Source organism: Priestia sp. MDV22-iso46 (assembly GCF_058629175.1).
The window spans coordinates 1,618,016-1,635,278 of the sequence record NZ_JBZVWT010000001.1; the positions used below are offsets into that span (position 1 = coordinate 1,618,016).

Annotated in this window: 17 protein-coding genes; 5 read left to right on the forward strand and 12 right to left on the reverse strand. The window is 38.1% G+C overall.

The window, feature by feature from the left end; all coding sequences use genetic code 11:
• Entirely contained in the window at window positions 1-1,116 is a 1,116-nt protein-coding gene (pdhA, locus tag AC4NPH_RS08330; RefSeq protein WP_013056054.1) for a pyruvate dehydrogenase (acetyl-transferring) E1 component subunit alpha, read from the reverse strand.
• Window positions 1,117-1,697: 581 nt separating this feature from the next.
• The gene (locus AC4NPH_RS08335) at window positions 1,698-2,363 is read right to left on the reverse strand and encodes a YkyA family protein (RefSeq protein ID WP_013056053.1); all 666 of its coding nucleotides are present in this window, start codon (window positions 2,361-2,363) and stop codon (window positions 1,698-1,700) included.
• Window positions 2,364-2,532: 169 nt separating this feature from the next.
• On the opposite strand from AC4NPH_RS08335, the gene AC4NPH_RS08340 reads away from it, so the two are divergent.
• Both AC4NPH_RS08340 and def read left to right on the forward strand, forming a co-directional pair.
• Complete coding sequence (locus AC4NPH_RS08340; RefSeq protein ID WP_078081608.1) at window positions 2,533-2,643, forward strand: YjcZ family sporulation protein; 111 nt, start codon at window positions 2,533-2,535, stop codon at window positions 2,641-2,643.
• 174 nt (window positions 2,644-2,817) lie between these two features.
• Window positions 2,818-3,372 carry a peptide deformylase gene (gene def / locus AC4NPH_RS08345; protein WP_013056051.1) on the forward strand — a complete coding sequence of 185 codons (555 nt, stop codon included), beginning with the start codon at window positions 2,818-2,820 and terminating at the stop codon, window positions 3,370-3,372.
• A gap of 28 nt (window positions 3,373-3,400) precedes the next feature.
• Here the strand turns inward: def and AC4NPH_RS08350 are convergent, their stop codons facing one another.
• Window positions 3,401-4,183 carry a Cof-type HAD-IIB family hydrolase gene (locus AC4NPH_RS08350; RefSeq protein WP_013056050.1) on the reverse strand — a complete coding sequence of 261 codons (783 nt, stop codon included), beginning with the start codon at window positions 4,181-4,183 and terminating at the stop codon, window positions 3,401-3,403.
• 549 nt (window positions 4,184-4,732) lie between these two features.
• Between AC4NPH_RS08350 and AC4NPH_RS08355 the strand changes: the two genes are divergently transcribed.
• Together AC4NPH_RS08355 and rnjA are read left to right on the forward strand one after the other, a co-directional pair.
• Window positions 4,733-4,942, forward strand: coding sequence for a DNA-dependent RNA polymerase subunit epsilon (locus AC4NPH_RS08355; protein ID WP_013056049.1), 210 nt, complete (start codon window positions 4,733-4,735; stop codon window positions 4,940-4,942).
• 5 nt (window positions 4,943-4,947) lie between these two features.
• Window positions 4,948-6,615: a ribonuclease J1 gene (gene rnjA / locus AC4NPH_RS08360; protein WP_013056048.1), complete on the forward strand. Its 1,668-nt coding sequence runs from the start codon at window positions 4,948-4,950 to the stop codon at window positions 6,613-6,615.
• Window positions 6,616-6,657: 42 nt separating this feature from the next.
• On the opposite strand, the gene AC4NPH_RS08365 is transcribed toward rnjA, so the two are convergent.
• The 6 genes from AC4NPH_RS08365 to AC4NPH_RS08390 form a co-directional block, all read right to left on the reverse strand.
• A complete protein-coding gene (locus tag AC4NPH_RS08365) occupies window positions 6,658-7,320 on the reverse strand; it encodes a potassium channel family protein (protein ID WP_063670976.1) in 663 nt (220 codons plus the stop codon).
• A 151-nt stretch (window positions 7,321-7,471) separates the two neighbouring features.
• Window positions 7,472-9,277 (reverse strand): ABC transporter ATP-binding protein, encoded by a 1,806-nt coding sequence (locus AC4NPH_RS08370; protein WP_013056046.1) that lies wholly within the window; start codon window positions 9,275-9,277, stop codon window positions 7,472-7,474.
• A gap of 15 nt (window positions 9,278-9,292) precedes the next feature.
• On the reverse strand, window positions 9,293-11,029 hold the full coding sequence (locus AC4NPH_RS08375; protein WP_013056045.1) for an ABC transporter ATP-binding protein: 1,737 nt from the start codon (window positions 11,027-11,029) through the stop codon (window positions 9,293-9,295).
• 385 nt (window positions 11,030-11,414) lie between these two features.
• Window positions 11,415-12,311, reverse strand: a complete 897-nt coding sequence (gnd, locus tag AC4NPH_RS08380) for a phosphogluconate dehydrogenase (NAD(+)-dependent, decarboxylating) (RefSeq protein WP_013056044.1) — start codon at window positions 12,309-12,311, stop codon at window positions 11,415-11,417.
• A 187-nt stretch (window positions 12,312-12,498) separates the two neighbouring features.
• Entirely contained in the window at window positions 12,499-12,945 is a 447-nt protein-coding gene (locus AC4NPH_RS08385; RefSeq protein WP_013056043.1) for a redoxin domain-containing protein, read from the reverse strand.
• Between the two features lie 102 nt (window positions 12,946-13,047).
• Window positions 13,048-13,596, reverse strand: a complete 549-nt coding sequence (locus AC4NPH_RS08390) for a peroxiredoxin (protein ID WP_014461006.1) — start codon at window positions 13,594-13,596, stop codon at window positions 13,048-13,050.
• A gap of 356 nt (window positions 13,597-13,952) precedes the next feature.
• Here AC4NPH_RS08390 and AC4NPH_RS08395 point away from each other — a divergent pair, with 356 nt between their 5' ends.
• Window positions 13,953-14,816 (forward strand): mechanosensitive ion channel family protein, encoded by an 864-nt coding sequence (locus AC4NPH_RS08395; RefSeq protein WP_013056041.1) that lies wholly within the window; start codon window positions 13,953-13,955, stop codon window positions 14,814-14,816.
• A gap of 35 nt (window positions 14,817-14,851) precedes the next feature.
• On the opposite strand, the gene AC4NPH_RS08400 is transcribed toward AC4NPH_RS08395, so the two are convergent.
• From AC4NPH_RS08400 to dapD, 3 genes are all read right to left on the reverse strand, one after another.
• Complete coding sequence (locus tag AC4NPH_RS08400) at window positions 14,852-15,097, reverse strand: YkuS family protein (protein WP_013056040.1); 246 nt, start codon at window positions 15,095-15,097, stop codon at window positions 14,852-14,854.
• A 56-nt stretch (window positions 15,098-15,153) separates the two neighbouring features.
• Entirely contained in the window at window positions 15,154-16,281 is a 1,128-nt protein-coding gene (locus tag AC4NPH_RS08405) for an N-acetyldiaminopimelate deacetylase (protein ID WP_013056039.1), read from the reverse strand.
• Between the two features lie 144 nt (window positions 16,282-16,425).
• Complete coding sequence (gene dapD / locus AC4NPH_RS08410; RefSeq protein ID WP_013082280.1) at window positions 16,426-17,145, reverse strand: 2,3,4,5-tetrahydropyridine-2,6-dicarboxylate N-acetyltransferase; 720 nt, start codon at window positions 17,143-17,145, stop codon at window positions 16,426-16,428.
• Window positions 17,146-17,263 lie beyond the last annotated feature (118 nt).

The window sequence follows — 17,263 nt, forward strand, 5'->3', positions numbered from 1 at the left end:
TTACTTCGACTCCTTCTCTTTGTAGATTTCATATTGCTCTTGTAAGTTTGAAGGCATAGTTTCGTACATGATTTCCATTAAATCTGTAACTTTTTGTTTTGGATAATCATCAGCCTTCTTAATAGCTTGTTTGATATCTTCTTTAGCTTGCTCGATTACTTTGTTTTCCTCTTCTTCATTCCAGATGCCTTTAGCTTCTAAGAATTTACGGAAGCGAACAAGTGGATCTTTCTTTTCCCACTCAGTGTCAAGCTCAGCTGTACGATAACGAGTTGGATCGTCACCAGCCATTGTATGTGGACCATAACGGTAAGTTAATGTTTCAATTAAAGTTGGACCTTCACCGTTTACTGCACGCTCACGAGCTTCGCTTACTGCAACGTATACTGCTAGTGCATCCATACCGTCTACTTGAACGCCTGGGATACCAACAGCCGCTGCTTTTTGAGCGATTGTACGTGCTGCAGATTGCTTTTCAACTGGTGTTGAAATTGCAAAGCGGTTGTTTTGTACAACAAAGATTGCTGGAGCTTTGAATGCACCTGCGAAGTTCATACCTTCGTAGAAGTCACCTTGTGAAGCTCCGCCGTCACCTGTATAAGTGATCGCTACTGCTTTTTTACCGCGCTTTTTAAGACCTAGTGCCACACCAGCAGTTTGCACGATTTGTGCACCGATGATGATTTGTGGAGAAAGTACATCTACACCTTCTGGCGCTTGGTTACCGTGGAAATGACCACGAGAGAATAAGAACGCTTGATATAGTGGAAGACCATGCCAAATTAACTGAGGCACATCACGGTACCCAGGTAAAATGAAGTCTTCTTTTTCTAATGCGAAATGTGAAGCGATTTGAGAAGCTTCTTGCCCAGCAGTTGGTGCATAGAAACCTAAACGACCTTGACGGTTCAATGAAATTGAACGTTGATCAAGAATACGAGTGTATACCATGCGAGTCATTAACTCTTTTAATTTTTCGTCAGATAAATCTGGCAACGCTGATTTATTTACTACTTCGCCCTCTTCATTAAGAATTTGGAACGTTTGGTACTGCTCAGCGATTTTATCAAGTTGCTTTGATACATCAATAATAGCCTTTTTAGTTTTAGCAGCCATCTAAGTCACCTCTTCCTTTCATTTAAGCCGTATAAATTCATTTTACTAATCAAACAAACATACACGCTTTTAGAATGTCCCAAATGGACAAGTAAAAGTCATATTTTGTCGAGTAGCTTTTTGAATTCGCTAATCCTTAACATTTCTATGTATTCCCCAGCGAATTCTGTGCAAACATTTACGTAAAAGGAAAGTTTAAGCGAAACGAACGTTTCGTTAAACTGTATTAATTATTTTGCAAAAATGATTAATACAACACTTACTACGCTACCTAGTTTACAATACACTAAAACAGTTCGTCAATGCATTTACATCAAGAAATTACGCTTTTTTAGTTTGTGAAATAAAACACATAAAAAAGACATGCTGTACTATTACACAGATACAAACTGTATTATATGTTTTATAATAACCTTCTCTTTTTTTACGTCTGCACATCTCCTATCTTGCCACAAATAAACGATTTTTTAAAACAATAACCTTTTGTAATTTTTACTTGAATCATGTCGAAACTCTTTCTTTATTTCAGAAAACCTTCCTTTTCAGCCAAAAAAAAAGACCTGTAAACTTCACAGGCCTTCTTATTTATCCTCGCTATTTTTCACCTTTAACTTCGTTTTGTTATAAAAATCCTCTTTGGCTTTGTTATAGTCAGCTGTTAATGTGTTAAACGTTTCTTTTTTCTTTTCAACTTCTTTATAAGTAGCATTGATCGAAGCGATTTGTGTTTCAAGATTCTCTAATTTCACATTGTCTTTTTCAAAGAGCGTATATAGCTGACGATCTAATTCAATGGAATGAAGATAGGCATCATGTAAGGACTGGTAGGCATTATAACGCTTCTTCATTAACGAAGATAGTTCAAGCGCCTCTTCTTTTGCTTTGCCATCCTCTAGTTTTTGGATCTTTGGCTCTGTCGCTTCAAATTGTTTTTGCGAAGCGCTGATGCTTTTTTCTTCTTTTTGTAATTTACTTTCACGCTCATCTAATAACTGCTGCGCTTTTTGTGCTTTATTTTTTATTTTCTTTTTATCTTTAATCCCTAGCTCAATAATTTGGTCGTATATCGCATTTTCTTGCTGTTCTAAATCAGCTAACGGTTTTTGCTGATCAGCAAATTGTTTTTCTTGTGCTACCACTTTTTCTAATCCATTATATACCTCAAGTTCAGGCGATGAGCCTTCTGCGCAGCCTGCTAGTGACATAGCAGCAATGCCGATAATTATATATCTTCCGACGCATTTCATATCTGGTAAATCCTCCCTTATTCATGGGTCATTATACAATTTTTGTAGGAAATTAGCAATTTCTCTACACCCTTTTTCCACCTTTTAATATATTATACTAACCCAATCGTGAAAAAAAGGGAGTTTATGACTTTTTACCTTGGGATTGATAACTACGGGAGGTTATATTATGTTGGGTTACGGTGGATATGGCTACGGCGGTTCTAATAAAGGGTTTGTTTTATTAATCGTACTGTTCATTTTATTAGTTATTATTGGCTGCAGCTGTGGCGGCTGGTAATTATACAATAAAAGCGGCTAACGGTCGCTTTTATTTTTTCTTATACATGTTTTTCCATATGCGTGATACATATAATTAGTAGAAACATTTATGTGTTCAAGGTCGAGGTAATGACTTTTTTATACGGATTTGGTACACTTTATACCTATAAAATAGCCTAGGGAGATGTGAAAGTTGATTACAATGAACGATATTATTCAAGACGGACACCCAACGCTGCGAGAAGTAGCAAAAGAAGTACCGTTACCTGCTTCTGAAGAAGACAAAAAGATTTTACATAGCTTATTAGAATATGTAAAAAACAGCCAAGATCCTGAAATTGCTGCTAAATATGGACTGCGATCTGGTATCGGGCTTGCCGCTCCTCAAATTAATGTATCAAAACGAATGATTGGGGTACACGTTACGGATGAAAAAGGCAAGCTATACAGCTATGCATTATTTAACCCTAAGATCATTAGCCACTCAGTTGAAAAGACATACCTTACAGGCGGTGAAGGCTGCTTATCTGTCGATCAAGATATCCCAGGATTTGTTCCTCGATATGCACGTATCACAGTAAAAGGCACAACGCTGGAAGGCGAAGAAGTGAAAATTCGTTTGAAAGGTCTTCCTGCTGTTGTATTTCAGCACGAAATTGATCATTTAGACGGCATTATGTTTTATGATTACATTAATAAAGAAAATCCATTTCAAGAACCTGAAAATGCTTTTCCATATGAACGCTAAAAAACGCGAGCTAGAGCTCGCGTTTTTCTTACTTTAATAATCCTACTAGCTCTAATCCGTGGAGAATACCATCTTCTGCTACATCTTTTGTAACAAGATTAGCAACTTCTTTCACGACTTCTTCCGCATTTCCCATCGCTACGCCATTTCCGACAAATTCCAGCATTTCGATATCGTTTAAGCCGTCTCCGAATGCATATACATCTTTTTTGTCAAAGCCAAGCTTTTCAATCATGGTCTCAATTCCTCGCGCTTTTGATCCACCTTTTGGCAGAACATCAGTTGAAAATTCATGCCAGCGAATAAAGTCAAATTTCTTAAATTTTTCTTCATAAGGAGCTTCTTCTCCCGCTGTACAGAATAAGAGGGATTGATAAATTTCACGCCCTTTGAAATAAGTAGGGTCGTGGTGAGGGTGGGTAAATCCAATTTTCAGCGTGCTGATGCTGGATTCGATATAGTCATGAAATTCAATGTTTGATTTCATATCTTCATGATCCATGTATACGACAGGGTGATCATGCTCAACAGCAAAAGCTGTTAAATCTTGAAGCTCTTCTTTATTTAACGGGTTTTTGTAAAGAACTTCTCCATTTAAAACAATGTACTGACCATTAAAGCTAATATATGTTTGAATATCCAACTCTTCACGCAGATCTTTAAACATAAAAGGAGCCCTTCCAGTTGCAATTGCCACTTCATGCCCCTGCTCTTTTAACAGCCGGACAGCTTTTTTTGTAGAAGCAGGTAGTTTTTTATCATGATCCAATAACGTTCCATCAATATCAAAAAAAATAATCTTTCGTTCCACGTTTATCACCTTATTTTTTATAATTTTTTATCTCTTTGTTAAGCCTTTCCAATTATATCAAACAAGCGCTGGTTTCTCTATAAATGGACGGTCCAATTTACATTTTTTCCATATTTAACCACGAGAAACCTCTCCCTTTTCATCATATAATAAAAGTACAGAGAGAGACAGGCAGGTATCGCAAAAAAACAAAGGAGCTGAAAAATCATGTTAAAAGATTTTCGAAAAAGGCTGCTAAAACGCTGGAATGAATTATTGCGTAAAAAAACGATGGCATAATCGATTTTTTTAGGGCTTTCTGTTGTAAAATTTGCAGAGTGTGTGTCTGCATCGTACAATGGAATAGCCCTTATTTTTTATACGCCCGGAAAATATAGTCTTGTATCCGTTTCCTATTAATATTATTCTATAATTAATTGACTTGTTATATTTAGATGACTAAAATGTAGTGAAAGCAAGTTTCTTTAGAAAATACATGAAATACATACACATTTTATAATATAATAAAATAAGTTATTTGAATTTCGGAATTAAGGAGAGATTTTTGTTATGATTTTTAAAGTTTATTTTCAAGAAAAAATGAGTGAAGTAGCTGTACGTGAAAATACAAAAACAGTGTATGTGAACGCAGATTCTGAGCGTGACGTTCGTAAAAAGTTAAAAGCGCGTTCAATTAATATTGAGTTTGTTCAAGCAGTGACTGGAGACTATCTAGAATATGAACAACAGCATGAAGATTTTAAAGTATTGGAGATATGATGAAAATGAAATTTGTAAAAAATAATCAAACGGCAGTCTTCGCCCTGGGTGGACTAGGCGAAATCGGTAAAAATACGTATGCCGTACAGTTTCAAGATGAAATTATTCTTATTGATGCAGGAATTAAATTCCCTGAAGATGAGCTTTTAGGAATTGACTACGTTATTCCTGACTACAGTTATTTAGTAAAAAATGCAGATAAAATCCGTGGCCTTTTCGTTACACATGGTCATGAAGATCACATCGGCGGAATTCCTTACTTATTAAGAGAATTAAACATTCCTATTTATGCAGGGAAATTAGCCCTTGGGCTTCTTCGCAATAAATTAGACGAGCATGGGTTGCTTCGTACAGCTCAGCTTCATGAAATTACTGAAGATGACGTAATTAAATTCCGTAAAACATCGGTAACGTTCTTCCGCACAACTCACAGTATTCCTGATTCTTACGGAATTGTGGTAAAAACACCAAACGGACAAATCGTACATACAGGAGATTTCAAGTTTGATTTTACACCAGTGGGCGAACCGGCTAACTTAACAAAAATGGCTGAAATCGGTAAAGAAGGCGTTCTATGCTTGCTTTCAGACAGTACAAACAGTGAAATTCCTAACTTTACGATGTCTGAGCGCCGCGTAGGTGACAGCATTCATGACATTTTCCGTAAAGTAGACGGCCGTATTATTTTTGCAACGTTTGCTTCAAATATTCACCGCTTACAGCAAGTAGTGGAAGCAGCCGTATTGCATAACCGTAAAGTTGCTGTATTCGGACGCAGTATGGAAGCAGCTATTGAGATTGGCCAACAGCTTGGATATATTTCATGTCCAAAAGATACGTTCATTGAGCCTTCTCAAATTAACCGAATTCCAGCTAACCGCGTGACTATTTTATGTACAGGCAGCCAAGGTGAACCGATGGCAGCGCTATCTAGAATTGCAAACGGTACTCACCGCCAAATTCAAATTATCCCTGGAGATACGGTTGTATTCTCATCTTCACCTATTCCAGGAAATACAGTAAGTGTTAGCAAAACAATTGATATGCTATTCCGTGCAGGAGCAGAGGTTATTCACGGTGCTCTAAACGATATCCATACTTCTGGACACGGCGGACAGGAAGAGCAAAAATTAATGCTTCGTTTGATGAAACCAAAATACTTTATGCCAATTCACGGTGAGTATCGCATGCAGAAGATGCACATCAAACTTGCAACAGACTGTGGAGTTCCTGAAGAAAACTGCTTCATTATGGATAATGGAGAGGTGCTAGCTTTAAGCGACAGCGAAGCTTCAGTAGCCGGCAAAATCCCTTCAGGCTCTGTATATATTGACGGAAGCGGAATTGGTGACATTGGAAATATCGTACTTCGTGACCGCCGCATTTTATCTGAAGAAGGTCTTGTTATTGTGGTTGTAAGCATCAATATGAAAGACTTCAAGATCGCTGCTGGTCCAGACATTATCTCTCGTGGTTTTGTTTATATGCGCGAATCTGGCGACTTAATTAATGATGCACAGTCCCTCATTACAAAACACTTGAACAAAGTGATGGAACGTCGTACGTCACAATGGTCTGAGATTAAAAATGAAATCACAGACACATTGGCTCCATTCCTTTACGAAAAAACAAAGCGCCGTCCAATGATTTTACCAATCATTATGGAGGTTTAATAAAAGAAAAAGAGCGGATGCAATTGCATCTGCTCTTTTTTATTAAGCACTGGCAAATTTATTTTCGAAGCGGTTAATATCTGCATCTGCTCCAATAACAATCAAAACGTCCTCTTCTTGAATCGTTTCGGACGCCTGAGGAGAAACGATGATATCTCGATCACGCTTAATGGCTACAATGTTAATGCCATATTTTGCACGAATGTCTAACTCAATCAGCGTATTGCCAGCCATTCTTTTGCTCGCTACTAATTCGACAATGCTGTGTTCTTCAGATAGCTCTAAATAATCTAGAACGCTGTTTGAAATCATGTTATTAGCAATTCTTCGTCCCATATCTCGTTCGGGATGCACGATAAAATTAGCGCCAATTTTTGATAATACTTTGGCGTGATAATCATTTTGCGCTTTTACCGTTATTTTTTCAACGCCCAGCTCTTTTAAAATAAGGGTCGTCAAAATACTTGCCTGAATATTGTCACCAATAGCTACGATAACATGATCAAAATTACGAATTCCTAAACTTTTTAGAACCCCTTCATCCATTGAATCGCCTACTACTGCATGGGAAGCAACGTTAGCATACTCATTTACCTTTTCTTCATCAATATCAATCGCCAGAACTTCCATTCCTTGATCGCTTAATGTTTTACAAATACTTCCTCCAAATCTACCTAATCCGATGACTGCAAATTCTTTTTTCATTTGAATTCCTCCATTATGTACAGGAAAAAATCTGAACTACCGTTATTTTACCACAATTCTTTTGTATCAACCTCATTTTCCCGTTAACACTTATATCTCTTTACTATTTCTCACACTCATAGAAAAACAGAAGGATCAGCTCCCTCTGTTTTTAAGCTGTAGCATGGGTTTGAACAAGGTAATAATATACGCCTTTTTGCTGCATTAGTTCCCCGTGATTCCCTGTTTCAATAATGCTTCCGTGATCTAATACAATGATGTTATCTGCTTCTCGTATAGTAGATAACCGATGAGCAATCATGATGGCAGTTCTGTTTTTTAACAGCGTTTTAAGCGCCTGTTGAATCTTCACTTCTGTTTCTGTATCGATGCTTGCTGTCGCTTCATCTAAAATGATAATACGAGGATCAGCCAACAGCGTTCGAGCAAATGAAATCAATTGACGCTCTCCCACGGATAAGACGTTTCCTCGCTCTTCTACTTCCGTATCATAACCTTTTTTCAGATGCTTTATAAAATCTGCAGCCCCTACCGCTTCTGCGGCCTTAATCACTTCATCATCAGTAGCATCCGGTTTTCCAAACCGAATGTTTTCCATAATGGTTCCTGAAAAAATAAAGGTTTCTTGCAGCACAATACTAATTTGCGCTCGTAAACTCGCTAACGTAATATCTTGAATAGGCATATTATCAATTAAAATCTGCCCTTCGTTTACATCATAAAAACGTGTGATTAAATTAGCAATGGATGTTTTTCCAGATCCAGTATGCCCCACTAAAGCAACCGTCTGGCCTTCTTTTATGTCAATTGATACGTTGTTTAGAGCTTTCCGCTTCCCATCATAAGAAAATGAGACGTGCTTGAACTCAACTTTTCCTTTCATATCCTCTAAAGACGTAGCGGTTTCCAAATCTGCGACGAGAGGTTTTTCATCTAGAAATTCAAAAATACGCTCGGATGAAGCCATTCCCATTAATAATTGATTATACACTTGCCCTAAACGAGAAATCGGTTCCCAAAACATTCCAAGATAAAAAGCAAATGATACAAAAATACCAATTGTTAGCCGTTCATCTTGAATAAGTACAGCACCGAACCAAATTAAAATAGCCGTTCCGACAGCATTTGTGAGTTCTACAAACGGTCGAAACATGGCATTTTTTCGAGTAGCTTGCCTCCAGCTCTCGTAATTTTCACTGTTTATGCGCTCAAAAAACAGCATATTTTCTTGTTCTTGAGCAAATGATTGAGTGACGCGAATGCCTTGAATACTCTCATTTAAATGTGAATTTAATACTGACTGCTTCATACGAACAACTTGCCACGACCGACGAATTCTTCTTCTCAGCTTTGTGGAAATCAAGAACATAATCGGTAAAATGATTAAAACAGCACATGTCAAAGCAGGACTGAGAGAAAATAATATAACTACAATCCCAACTAACAATAAGAGGTCCATAAACAGGTTAACTACCCCGTTAGTAAATAAATCTTGAAGAGAGTTAATATCATTCATGATCCTTACAAGAATAGAGCCTCCTGAACGCGTATCAAAAAACCGGTGCGACAGCCCTTGAATATGCGTAAATAAATGTTTTCTTAAATCATATATAACGTGCTGCCCGAGTTGGTTCATCCATTTAATTCGAAAGATATTCGAAATATAAGATAGTACATACAAGCTAAAGATTATGAAAACTAACTGCATGAGCAGCGTGCTATTCTTATCTTTTACAGCATGATCAAGCGTATATACACCTATCAAAATAGGAATAGCGAGTCTAATGACCGTCGTGATAATGACCATAAGAAACGAGAAAGGAAGCAAGTTTTTTCGATATGGATGAAGATAACGAAACAAGCGGGCCATTTGCTTCCAGTTAAACATCTTATCAATGATTTGATCTGTTTGATAATAAAAGCGCTCTCGCACAACTTTATTTTTTTCGGCTTCCATTCTATTCCTCCCTTGTTATACGTTCATCACTGACGTATTGCTTTCATATTGAATGTCATAAATATTTTTATAAATCCCTTGCTTTTGAATGAGCGTTTCATGGCTTCCTCTCTCTTTTATTTGACCTTCATGCAAGACTAAGATTTCATCGGCATGTCGCAAAGAAGAAAGGCGGTGTGCGATAATAAACGTAGTACGATTTTTCATCACTTCTTTTAAAGCCAATTGAATTTCTCTTTCTGTTTTCATATCAACAGCACTCGTGGCATCATCTAATACTAAGATGCTAGGGTTTAAGATAAGCGCTCGTGCAATCGCAATGCGCTGCTTTTGTCCGCCTGATAACCCCAGGCCTCTCTCTCCCAGCATCGTGTCATACCCATCTGGAAGCTCCATAATAAAGTCATGCGCCTGCGCTCGTTTTGCAGCATCAATAATGTCTTCTCTAGAAATACCCGGCACGCCATAGGAGATGTTGGTTCCTATACTGCTTGAGAACAAAAACGTTTCTTGAAGTACAAAGCCAATTTCTTTCCGAAGAACAGGGAGCGGATACTCTTTAATCGGACGATGGTTAACTAAGATTTTTCCTGAAGTTGGTTCGTAAAACCTCGTGAGCAGCTGTGTTAAGCTTGTTTTGCCGGCTCCAGTTGCTCCGATTAAACCTACTACTTTTCCTTTAGAAGCAGAAAATGATATATTCTCAAGCGACTTTTTTTCTTCGTTTGGATAGGATAAGCTAACATGTTGAAACTCGACCGTTCCATTAATAGAGAAACTTCCGGCATGCTCATGGACTTTTTCTTCTTCTTCTAAAATTTCTAGCAGCCTTTCACCTGAAGCTTTAGACTGTGAAAACATATTGATAACAAACCCTAGATTCATAATAGGCCACATTAAATAAGAGGTTAAGCTAAAGAAAGCAACAAGCTCTCCCGGACGTACACTTCCGTTCATAACAAGTGCTCCTCCGTACGCAAGGAGACCAACAATAGATAAGTTTCCTATAAACTCCATTAACGGGAAATAAGTTGCCCACACATTCGCGGTTTCAATGTTTCGATTTTTATAAACTCCGTTGGAGTCGTTAAATTTAGAAGTTTGAAATTTTTCTCTTGATAATGACTTAACCGTTTGTATGCCGCTTATATTTTCTTGAACATTTGTATTAAGTTCCCCAAACGATTGGCGAATTAAGCGAAACGCTGGATGAACGCGTTTATCAAAACGATAAACAGCTACACCCAAAAAAGGCAGCAGGAAGATTGTGACAAAAGTGAGTGAAATAGAGTAATAGAACATAACGGAAAAGCTGGCAGTAAGTAAAATAACGAAGCGAATTAATTCTGAGAAGCCAAAAGATAGAAAAAAACGAAATCCTTCTACATCAGCTGTCAACCTGGACATCAAGTCCCCTGTTTTAGCATTGTCATAGTAAGAAAACGGTAAATACTGAAGTTTGCGGTAAAGTTTATTGCGAAGAGTATACACGGACTTAATTCCAAATAAGTCGCCGTAATATTGCTGAATATATGTAAAGATTCCTTTGACAATCATCAGCCCAATAAAAATAAATGCTACATTATCGACTAGCTGATATTGTTTCCCTAACACAATATGATCAATCGTATATTGCAGCACAATAGGGTAAATCACAGTGATGGAGGTTACAAACAACAAGCAAATAGCAGAATAAAAAAAGTACATTCGGTACGGCAAATAAAAATCTTTTAGTTTTTTAAACGTTTCCATATACCCCGTCCTTCCTTTGGCTAAAATGTGGCACACATATTTAAATATATCGGTTCCCGAAATAAATTACCATAATTTTTAGATATTTTTTCAAAAAAAGGTAAATAGTCATAAAAAAAGAGGTTGGGATATAACTAAATGAATTCAATCTAAAGACGAACAAATGGAATACATTAGTTGAACTGCTTGTAATACCACAGTTGATTTTCTTGCAAGACTTCGCTTTCCCCCCAGGAGCCTTCGCCTTGCCCTCCCATCAACTGCTAGAAAGATCTAAACAGACGAAACTATTCACCATAACAAAAAAACGAACCACTAATCAAACATGTTGATCCATGGTTCGTTTTTCAATTCGTCTAAAATACGTTTGTCCCAGCCTCTTTTTTTATTGTTTTTCTACTGCATGTCCGCCGAACTCATTGCGAAGAGCGGCAACTACTTTACCTGTAAACGTATCGTCTTCAAGTGAGCGATAGCGCATCATTAACGATAGAGCAATAACTGGCGTTGGCACTTGTAAATCTAAAGCTGATTCAACCGTCCATTTTCCTTCACCGGAAGAATGCATAACTCCTTTAATACTGTCAAGTTTTGCATCTTTTGAAAATGCACGTTCCATTAATTCGATTAACCATGAGCGAATAACAGAGCCATTATTCCATACGCGGGCTACAGCTTCATAGTCATAGTCAAATTCACTTTTCTCTAACACATCAAAACCTTCAGCAATTGCTTGCATCATACCGTACTCAATTCCGTTATGAACCATTTTCAAGAAGTGGCCGCTTCCTGCTGCACCTGAATAGAGATAGCCGTTTTCTACGTTGATGTCGCGGAAAATAGGTTCGATTGTAGCAAATGCTTCTTTATCTCCCCCAATCATCATACAAGCGCCGTTTCGGGCACCTTCCATTCCGCCGCTTGTTCCAACATCAAAGTAGTGAATTCCTTTTTCAGCAGAAGCTGCAGCACGTCGTACAGAATCTTTATACTTGGAATTACCGCCTTCAATAATCATATCTCCTTCTTCAAGTAGTTCTTGGAGCTCAGAAATTACTTTTTCTGTGAGCTCCCCAGCCGGAACCATTACCCAAGCAATGCGTGGTTTTTCTAATTTGCTCACTAATTCTTTAATGGAAGAAGCGCCTTCTGCTCCCTTTTCTGCTACTTTCTGTACGGCTTCGTTGTTCACATCGAATGCTACCACAGAATGGTTATGATCTAGTAAATTCAATACTAAGTTTGCTCCCATTTTCCCTAAGCCAATCATACCTAATTTCATATGTAAATTACCTCCAATAGTAAGTTTCGTATCATGTTGTTAGTGTTAGTATGGTGTAAACTCACAAGAAAAAATCCACATTTTTATATTTCCTTTATCAGTTACTTCCTACACACAAAAAAGAAAAACATTCGATGCAAGTTCTACTAAGCATCGAATGCTTTTCACCTGTTACAACTGCCTGTATTTATTCGTTCTCGCCTAATACACGATTCACGCGCTTTTCAAGCATTTTCATACCGCTCCCACCAGCTTGGAAGTGGCGTAGCTGACCTGTTTTGTCAAATACATAATATGCCGGTACATATTGATTTTCAAATGCATCCGTTAATTTATGCTCACTGTCTACAAAAATTGGCTGCGTAATATCATGTTCTGCTGCGACTTCTTTAATTTTTGATAAGTCTAAATCATCTTCAGAGCGCGGCATATGAACTGCTACCACATTTAATTGATCTTTGTATTGGTCGCGAAATTCATTTACTTGAGGCATTGCTTCTTTACATAAATGACAGCTTACTGACCAAAAATGAATAAGCGTTGGCTTTTCGCCGATTAGCTGCTCTTTTGTAACCTCTCCGTTTAACCATTCTGTAGCGCCCGTTAACTCAGGCATTGGCTGACGTAATTTCATGAATAAAAGCCTCCCTTATTTTCACTATTATTGACTATATGTTCTTTATTATCCGATGAAAAAAAGGCCTAACGTGGACGTTAGACCTTTTAAACGTTGTGCTTACGCGTTTAAAGTAGCTTGACCTGGTTTCCAGTTAGCTGGGCAAAGTCCGCCAGTTTGTAACGCTTGAAGAACACGTAAAGTTTCATCAACGTCACGGCCAATATTGTTGTGGTTTACAACTGAATATTGTAATTCGCCTTCTGGGCTGATGATGAATAAACCGCGAAGTGCTACACCTTCTTCTTCAATTAAAACGCCGTACTCACGAGAAACAACGTGATTTGTATCAGCTGCTAATGGATATTTAAGATCACCTAAACCATTATCTTTACGATCAGTGTTGATCCAAGCTAAGTGTGTATGGATTGTGTCTGTAGAAACACCGATTACTTCTGCGTCAAGATCTTCAAACTCATCATAACGGTCAGAAAGTGCAGTGATTTCTGTTGGACATACAAATGTAAAGTCCATTGGATAGAAGAATAATACTGTCCATTTGTCATTTTTAATATTTTCTTCTAAGCTAACTTTACCGAATTCTTTGTTTGATAATACAGCTTCCATTTCAAAGCGTGGAGCTTGTTTACCTACCATACGTTCTGGCATACATGATCCCTCCAAATAATTATTAAATGAGAAAATGTATAAAACATTCTCACTTATGTACTGTTATAACGGTTTTCATTATAATGGATATTGTTTTTTTAGTCAATATTAATTAAGAATGAATTTAAACAACATCTTATAATGGTAACATAGTTGTTATGCCCGCCTTTAGGGCAAATTAAACCCTGATTCCAGCAAAAAAATGCTATAAAAGGGTTGCATTTATTTACCTTCTCAGTTTAGCATGTCTAATATCGGGAATAAACAAATGTGCTCATACTCTTACAAAATCTTTTCCACAGAATAAATTCCCACTTATTAATATTGAAACAGAACATAGGAAGGATGAACAACTAATGTTTAAGATGCAAGACATCAACTGGGAACAGCTTCTTACCAATGCTGGAGTTATTGTGTTAAAACTCATTGCCATTACCATTGTATTTTTACTTGTACGGGCAATTGGTAAAAAAGTTATTGAACGTTCCTTTGAAAAAATGAGTGAGCGCGAAAACGCTACGCGCGGACGTATGCTCACACTCAAAAGTTTAACCGTTAATGTGTTTTCATATGTACTTATTTTTATTTTTGTCGTTATGCTGCTTGAAGCAGTAAATATCCATGCCACGGCTCTATTAGCTGGTGCCGGAGTTGTGGGTCTAGCAATCGGGTTCGGTGCTCAAGGACTGGTTAGCGACGTTGTAACAGGTTTCTTTTTACTTCTTGAGAAACAGCTTGATGTTGACGACTATGTAACAACCGGAAGTTTTTCAGGAATTGTCGAATCAGTAGGTCTTCGTACTACTCAAATTCGCGGGTTTGATGGAACTCTGCACTATGTGCCTAACCGTGAAATTACAAGCTTAAGCAATCATTCCCGAGGCAATATGCGCGCGTTAATTGATATTGGCATTTCGTATGATGATGATATTGACAAAGCTATTTCCGTACTAGAAAAAGTATGCGAGCGCGTTGCTGCAACAAATGAAAATATTGTAGAAGGACCAAACGTGATAGGAGTTCAAGGTCTAGGCGCATCGGACGTTGTGCTTCGTGTAGTTGGCAAAGCTAAAAACGGTGAACAGTGGGGGATTGAACGTCAGCTTCGCAAAGAATTTAAAGAAGCGTTTGACGCAAACGGTATTGATATTCCGTTCCCTCATCAAGTAAATATTGATAAAAAGCAGCCTGAAGATGTCAAGCAGCCTCAGCATGCATAAAAAATAGCCGAAGGATTTATTCCTTCGGCTTTCTTTTATCCTTGTACCTTGTTGCCTACTTGCTGACAAATTTCTTCTGCCGTTAATCCGCTAGCTGTAATAACTGAGCCTTGCGTTACTGCATCAGAAATCCCCATTACGTTTGAATCCTGTCCTGTTACAACACAGCAATCGCACCCTTGTGCATCACTTTCGTTGCGTAATTGTACCACTTCATGTCCGAGCTGCTGAAGTGCAGCCTGTACATCTGTTAAACCGTATTCTACACCAATTCGTGCCATCGTTGCCCACCTCCTCATGGTATTAATTTAGCCATAAGGAAAAATGATTATACGATTTATTGATTGCCTTTATGTTCAAAATATTTTGTAATAAGTGAAATCGCAATATCTATTGCGCCTTCATGAGGCTGCAGCTTTGCATGATGAAGCCCATATTCAGACTGAACGCCAAGCCAAAACATAAATCCAGGAATATCTTTTAGCATATAGCCAAAATCTTCGCCTGTCATTGCTTCTTTGCACTCAATGACATCCACGTCCGTTTGCTCTTTGGCAAATTCCATGAACTCTCGCGTGACTTCATGGTGATTATATACTTGATGATACATACAACCATAATCAATGGCTGTTTCACACTGGTACCCTACTTCTACTCCTTTAACAATCGCTTCAATTCGTTCTTTAACACGCGTCATTGATTCAGGAGATAGCGTGCGAATGGTTCCTTCTATGCGAGCTCGCTCCGCAATAATATTTTGAACCGTCCCGCCTTGAATTTTTCCTACTGTAATTACAGCGCTGTCTAGCGGATCAACGTTGCGAGCAACAATAGTTTGAAGCTGTGAAACGAGCTGGCATGCCGCAACTACCATATCATTTGTTGTATGTGGATAAGCAGCATGGCCGCCTTTTCCTTTTAAATCAATAAATAGCTCAGACGTGTTAGCAAATAGTAACCCTTCCTTCAGCGCAATCGACCCAACCGGATATTCAGGCGCTACGTGAAGGGCGAAGATGAAATCTGGAAGCCATTCTTTCATGATGTCGCTTTGGAGCATTGGCTGTGCTCCTCCTGGACCTTCTTCTGCAGGTTGAAAGATAAACAGTACATTATCTTTGATTTCATGCTGAGCAAAGTAAGTCAATACGCCTAACCCAATGGCCATATGCATATCATGTCCGCAGGCATGCATGAGTCCTTCATGCTGTGATTGAAAAGAATAATTCGTTTCTTCCGTGATAGGAAGACCGTCAATATCTGCTCGGTAGCCTATTGTTTTAGTTGGATTTGTACCATGTACTTTAACAAAGAGTCCTGTTTTCCACGTCTTTACTTCTAAGCGCTCTTGTGGAAGAGTGTTAATATAATCAAGCAAAAAACGCTGTGTTTTCACCTCTTGAAACCCTAATTCAGGAATTTTATGTAGCTCTCTTCTTATTTTCACAAATTCATTTTCAGCCATGTGTATGTCCTCCTCACGAAATAAAGAAGAAAGCGTGGTTGCCCACGCTTCCAACTTGTCCATATGATACGTTCAAGGATTCAGTATCCCAATCGCTAAAACCTATTAATTCAGCAAAGAAAAAGCGCAAACTGATCGTTTTTCTTATTCTTCGTTTAATTGACGCAATTCTTGCTTGATTTCTGTTTTAGACTTTGTTTTTTCGTCAATTTCTTTAATAACGCGAGCCGGCGTACCTGCTACTACTGTGTAAGGAGCTACATCTTCTACCACAATTGCACCTGCAGCAACTACGGCACCTTTACCTACTGTTACACCTTCAAGAACAACAGCATTAGCACCGATTACTACATCATCTTCTACTACAACTGGTTTTGCAGAAGGTGGCTCAATAACACCAGCTAATACAGAACCTGCGCCGATGTGACAGTTTTTACCTACTGTCGCACGACCACCAAGTACTACGTTCATGTCGATCATTGTTCCTTCACCGATCACAGAGCCGATGTTAATAGATGCACCCATCATAATAACAGCGTTGTCGCCGATTTCAACTTGATCGCGAATAATAGCGCCTGGCTCAATACGAGCTTTAATTCCTTTCATATCTAATAAAGGAATCGCAGAGTTGCGACGATCGTTTTCAATTACGTAGTCTTCAATTTTTCCTTCGTTTGCTTCAATAGCAGCTTTGATTTCTTTCCATTCACCAAATACTACACCTGTGTTGCCCGTTACGAATGTTTTAGAAGATGAACCAAAGTCAATTCCTTCTACTTCACCTTTTACGTAAACTTTTACCGGTGTTGATTTTGTGCTGTTTTGAATAAATGAGATAATCTCATTAGCATCCATCATTTTCATTATGTATTCCTCCTAAGTAAGCAATGTCTCATTTAATGTAACAAAATGCTTTCCCAATGACAAGCATCATTATCGTTTTAATAAAAAGATAACGATTGCAAATAAAAAAAGCGAGCAT

What these genes read in the sequence shown, in the direction of transcription:
- pdhA (WP_013056054.1), bottom strand. Translation starts at nt 1,116, where the DNA reads ATGGCTGCTAAAACTAAAAAGGCTATTATTGATGTATCAAAGCAACTT.
- AC4NPH_RS08375 (WP_013056045.1), bottom strand. Translation starts at nt 11,029, where the DNA reads ATGGAAACGTTTAAAAAACTAAAAGATTTTTATTTGCCGTACCGAATG.
- AC4NPH_RS08335 (WP_013056053.1), bottom strand. Translation starts at nt 2,363, where the DNA reads ATGAAATGCGTCGGAAGATATATAATTATCGGCATTGCTGCTATGTCA.
- AC4NPH_RS08390 (WP_014461006.1), bottom strand. Translation starts at nt 13,596, where the DNA reads ATGCCAGAACGTATGGTAGGTAAACAAGCTCCACGCTTTGAAATGGAA.
- AC4NPH_RS08385 (WP_013056043.1), bottom strand. Translation starts at nt 12,945, where the DNA reads ATGAAATTACGTCAGCCAATGCCTGAGTTAACGGGCGCTACAGAATGG.
- AC4NPH_RS08400 (WP_013056040.1), bottom strand. Translation starts at nt 15,097, where the DNA reads ATGGCACGAATTGGTGTAGAATACGGTTTAACAGATGTACAGGCTGCA.
- rnjA (WP_013056048.1), top strand. Translation starts at nt 4,948, where the DNA reads ATGAAATTTGTAAAAAATAATCAAACGGCAGTCTTCGCCCTGGGTGGA.
- dapD (WP_013082280.1), bottom strand. Translation starts at nt 17,145, where the DNA reads ATGAAAATGATGGATGCTAATGAGATTATCTCATTTATTCAAAACAGC.
- AC4NPH_RS08340 (WP_078081608.1), top strand. Translation starts at nt 2,533, where the DNA reads ATGTTGGGTTACGGTGGATATGGCTACGGCGGTTCTAATAAAGGGTTT.
- AC4NPH_RS08405 (WP_013056039.1), bottom strand. Translation starts at nt 16,281, where the DNA reads ATGGCTGAAAATGAATTTGTGAAAATAAGAAGAGAGCTACATAAAATT.
- gnd (WP_013056044.1), bottom strand. Translation starts at nt 12,311, where the DNA reads ATGAAATTAGGTATGATTGGCTTAGGGAAAATGGGAGCAAACTTAGTA.
- AC4NPH_RS08355 (WP_013056049.1), top strand. Translation starts at nt 4,733, where the DNA reads ATGATTTTTAAAGTTTATTTTCAAGAAAAAATGAGTGAAGTAGCTGTA.
- AC4NPH_RS08395 (WP_013056041.1), top strand. Translation starts at nt 13,953, where the DNA reads ATGTTTAAGATGCAAGACATCAACTGGGAACAGCTTCTTACCAATGCT.
- AC4NPH_RS08365 (WP_063670976.1), bottom strand. Translation starts at nt 7,320, where the DNA reads ATGAAAAAAGAATTTGCAGTCATCGGATTAGGTAGATTTGGAGGAAGT.
- AC4NPH_RS08370 (WP_013056046.1), bottom strand. Translation starts at nt 9,277, where the DNA reads ATGGAAGCCGAAAAAAATAAAGTTGTGCGAGAGCGCTTTTATTATCAA.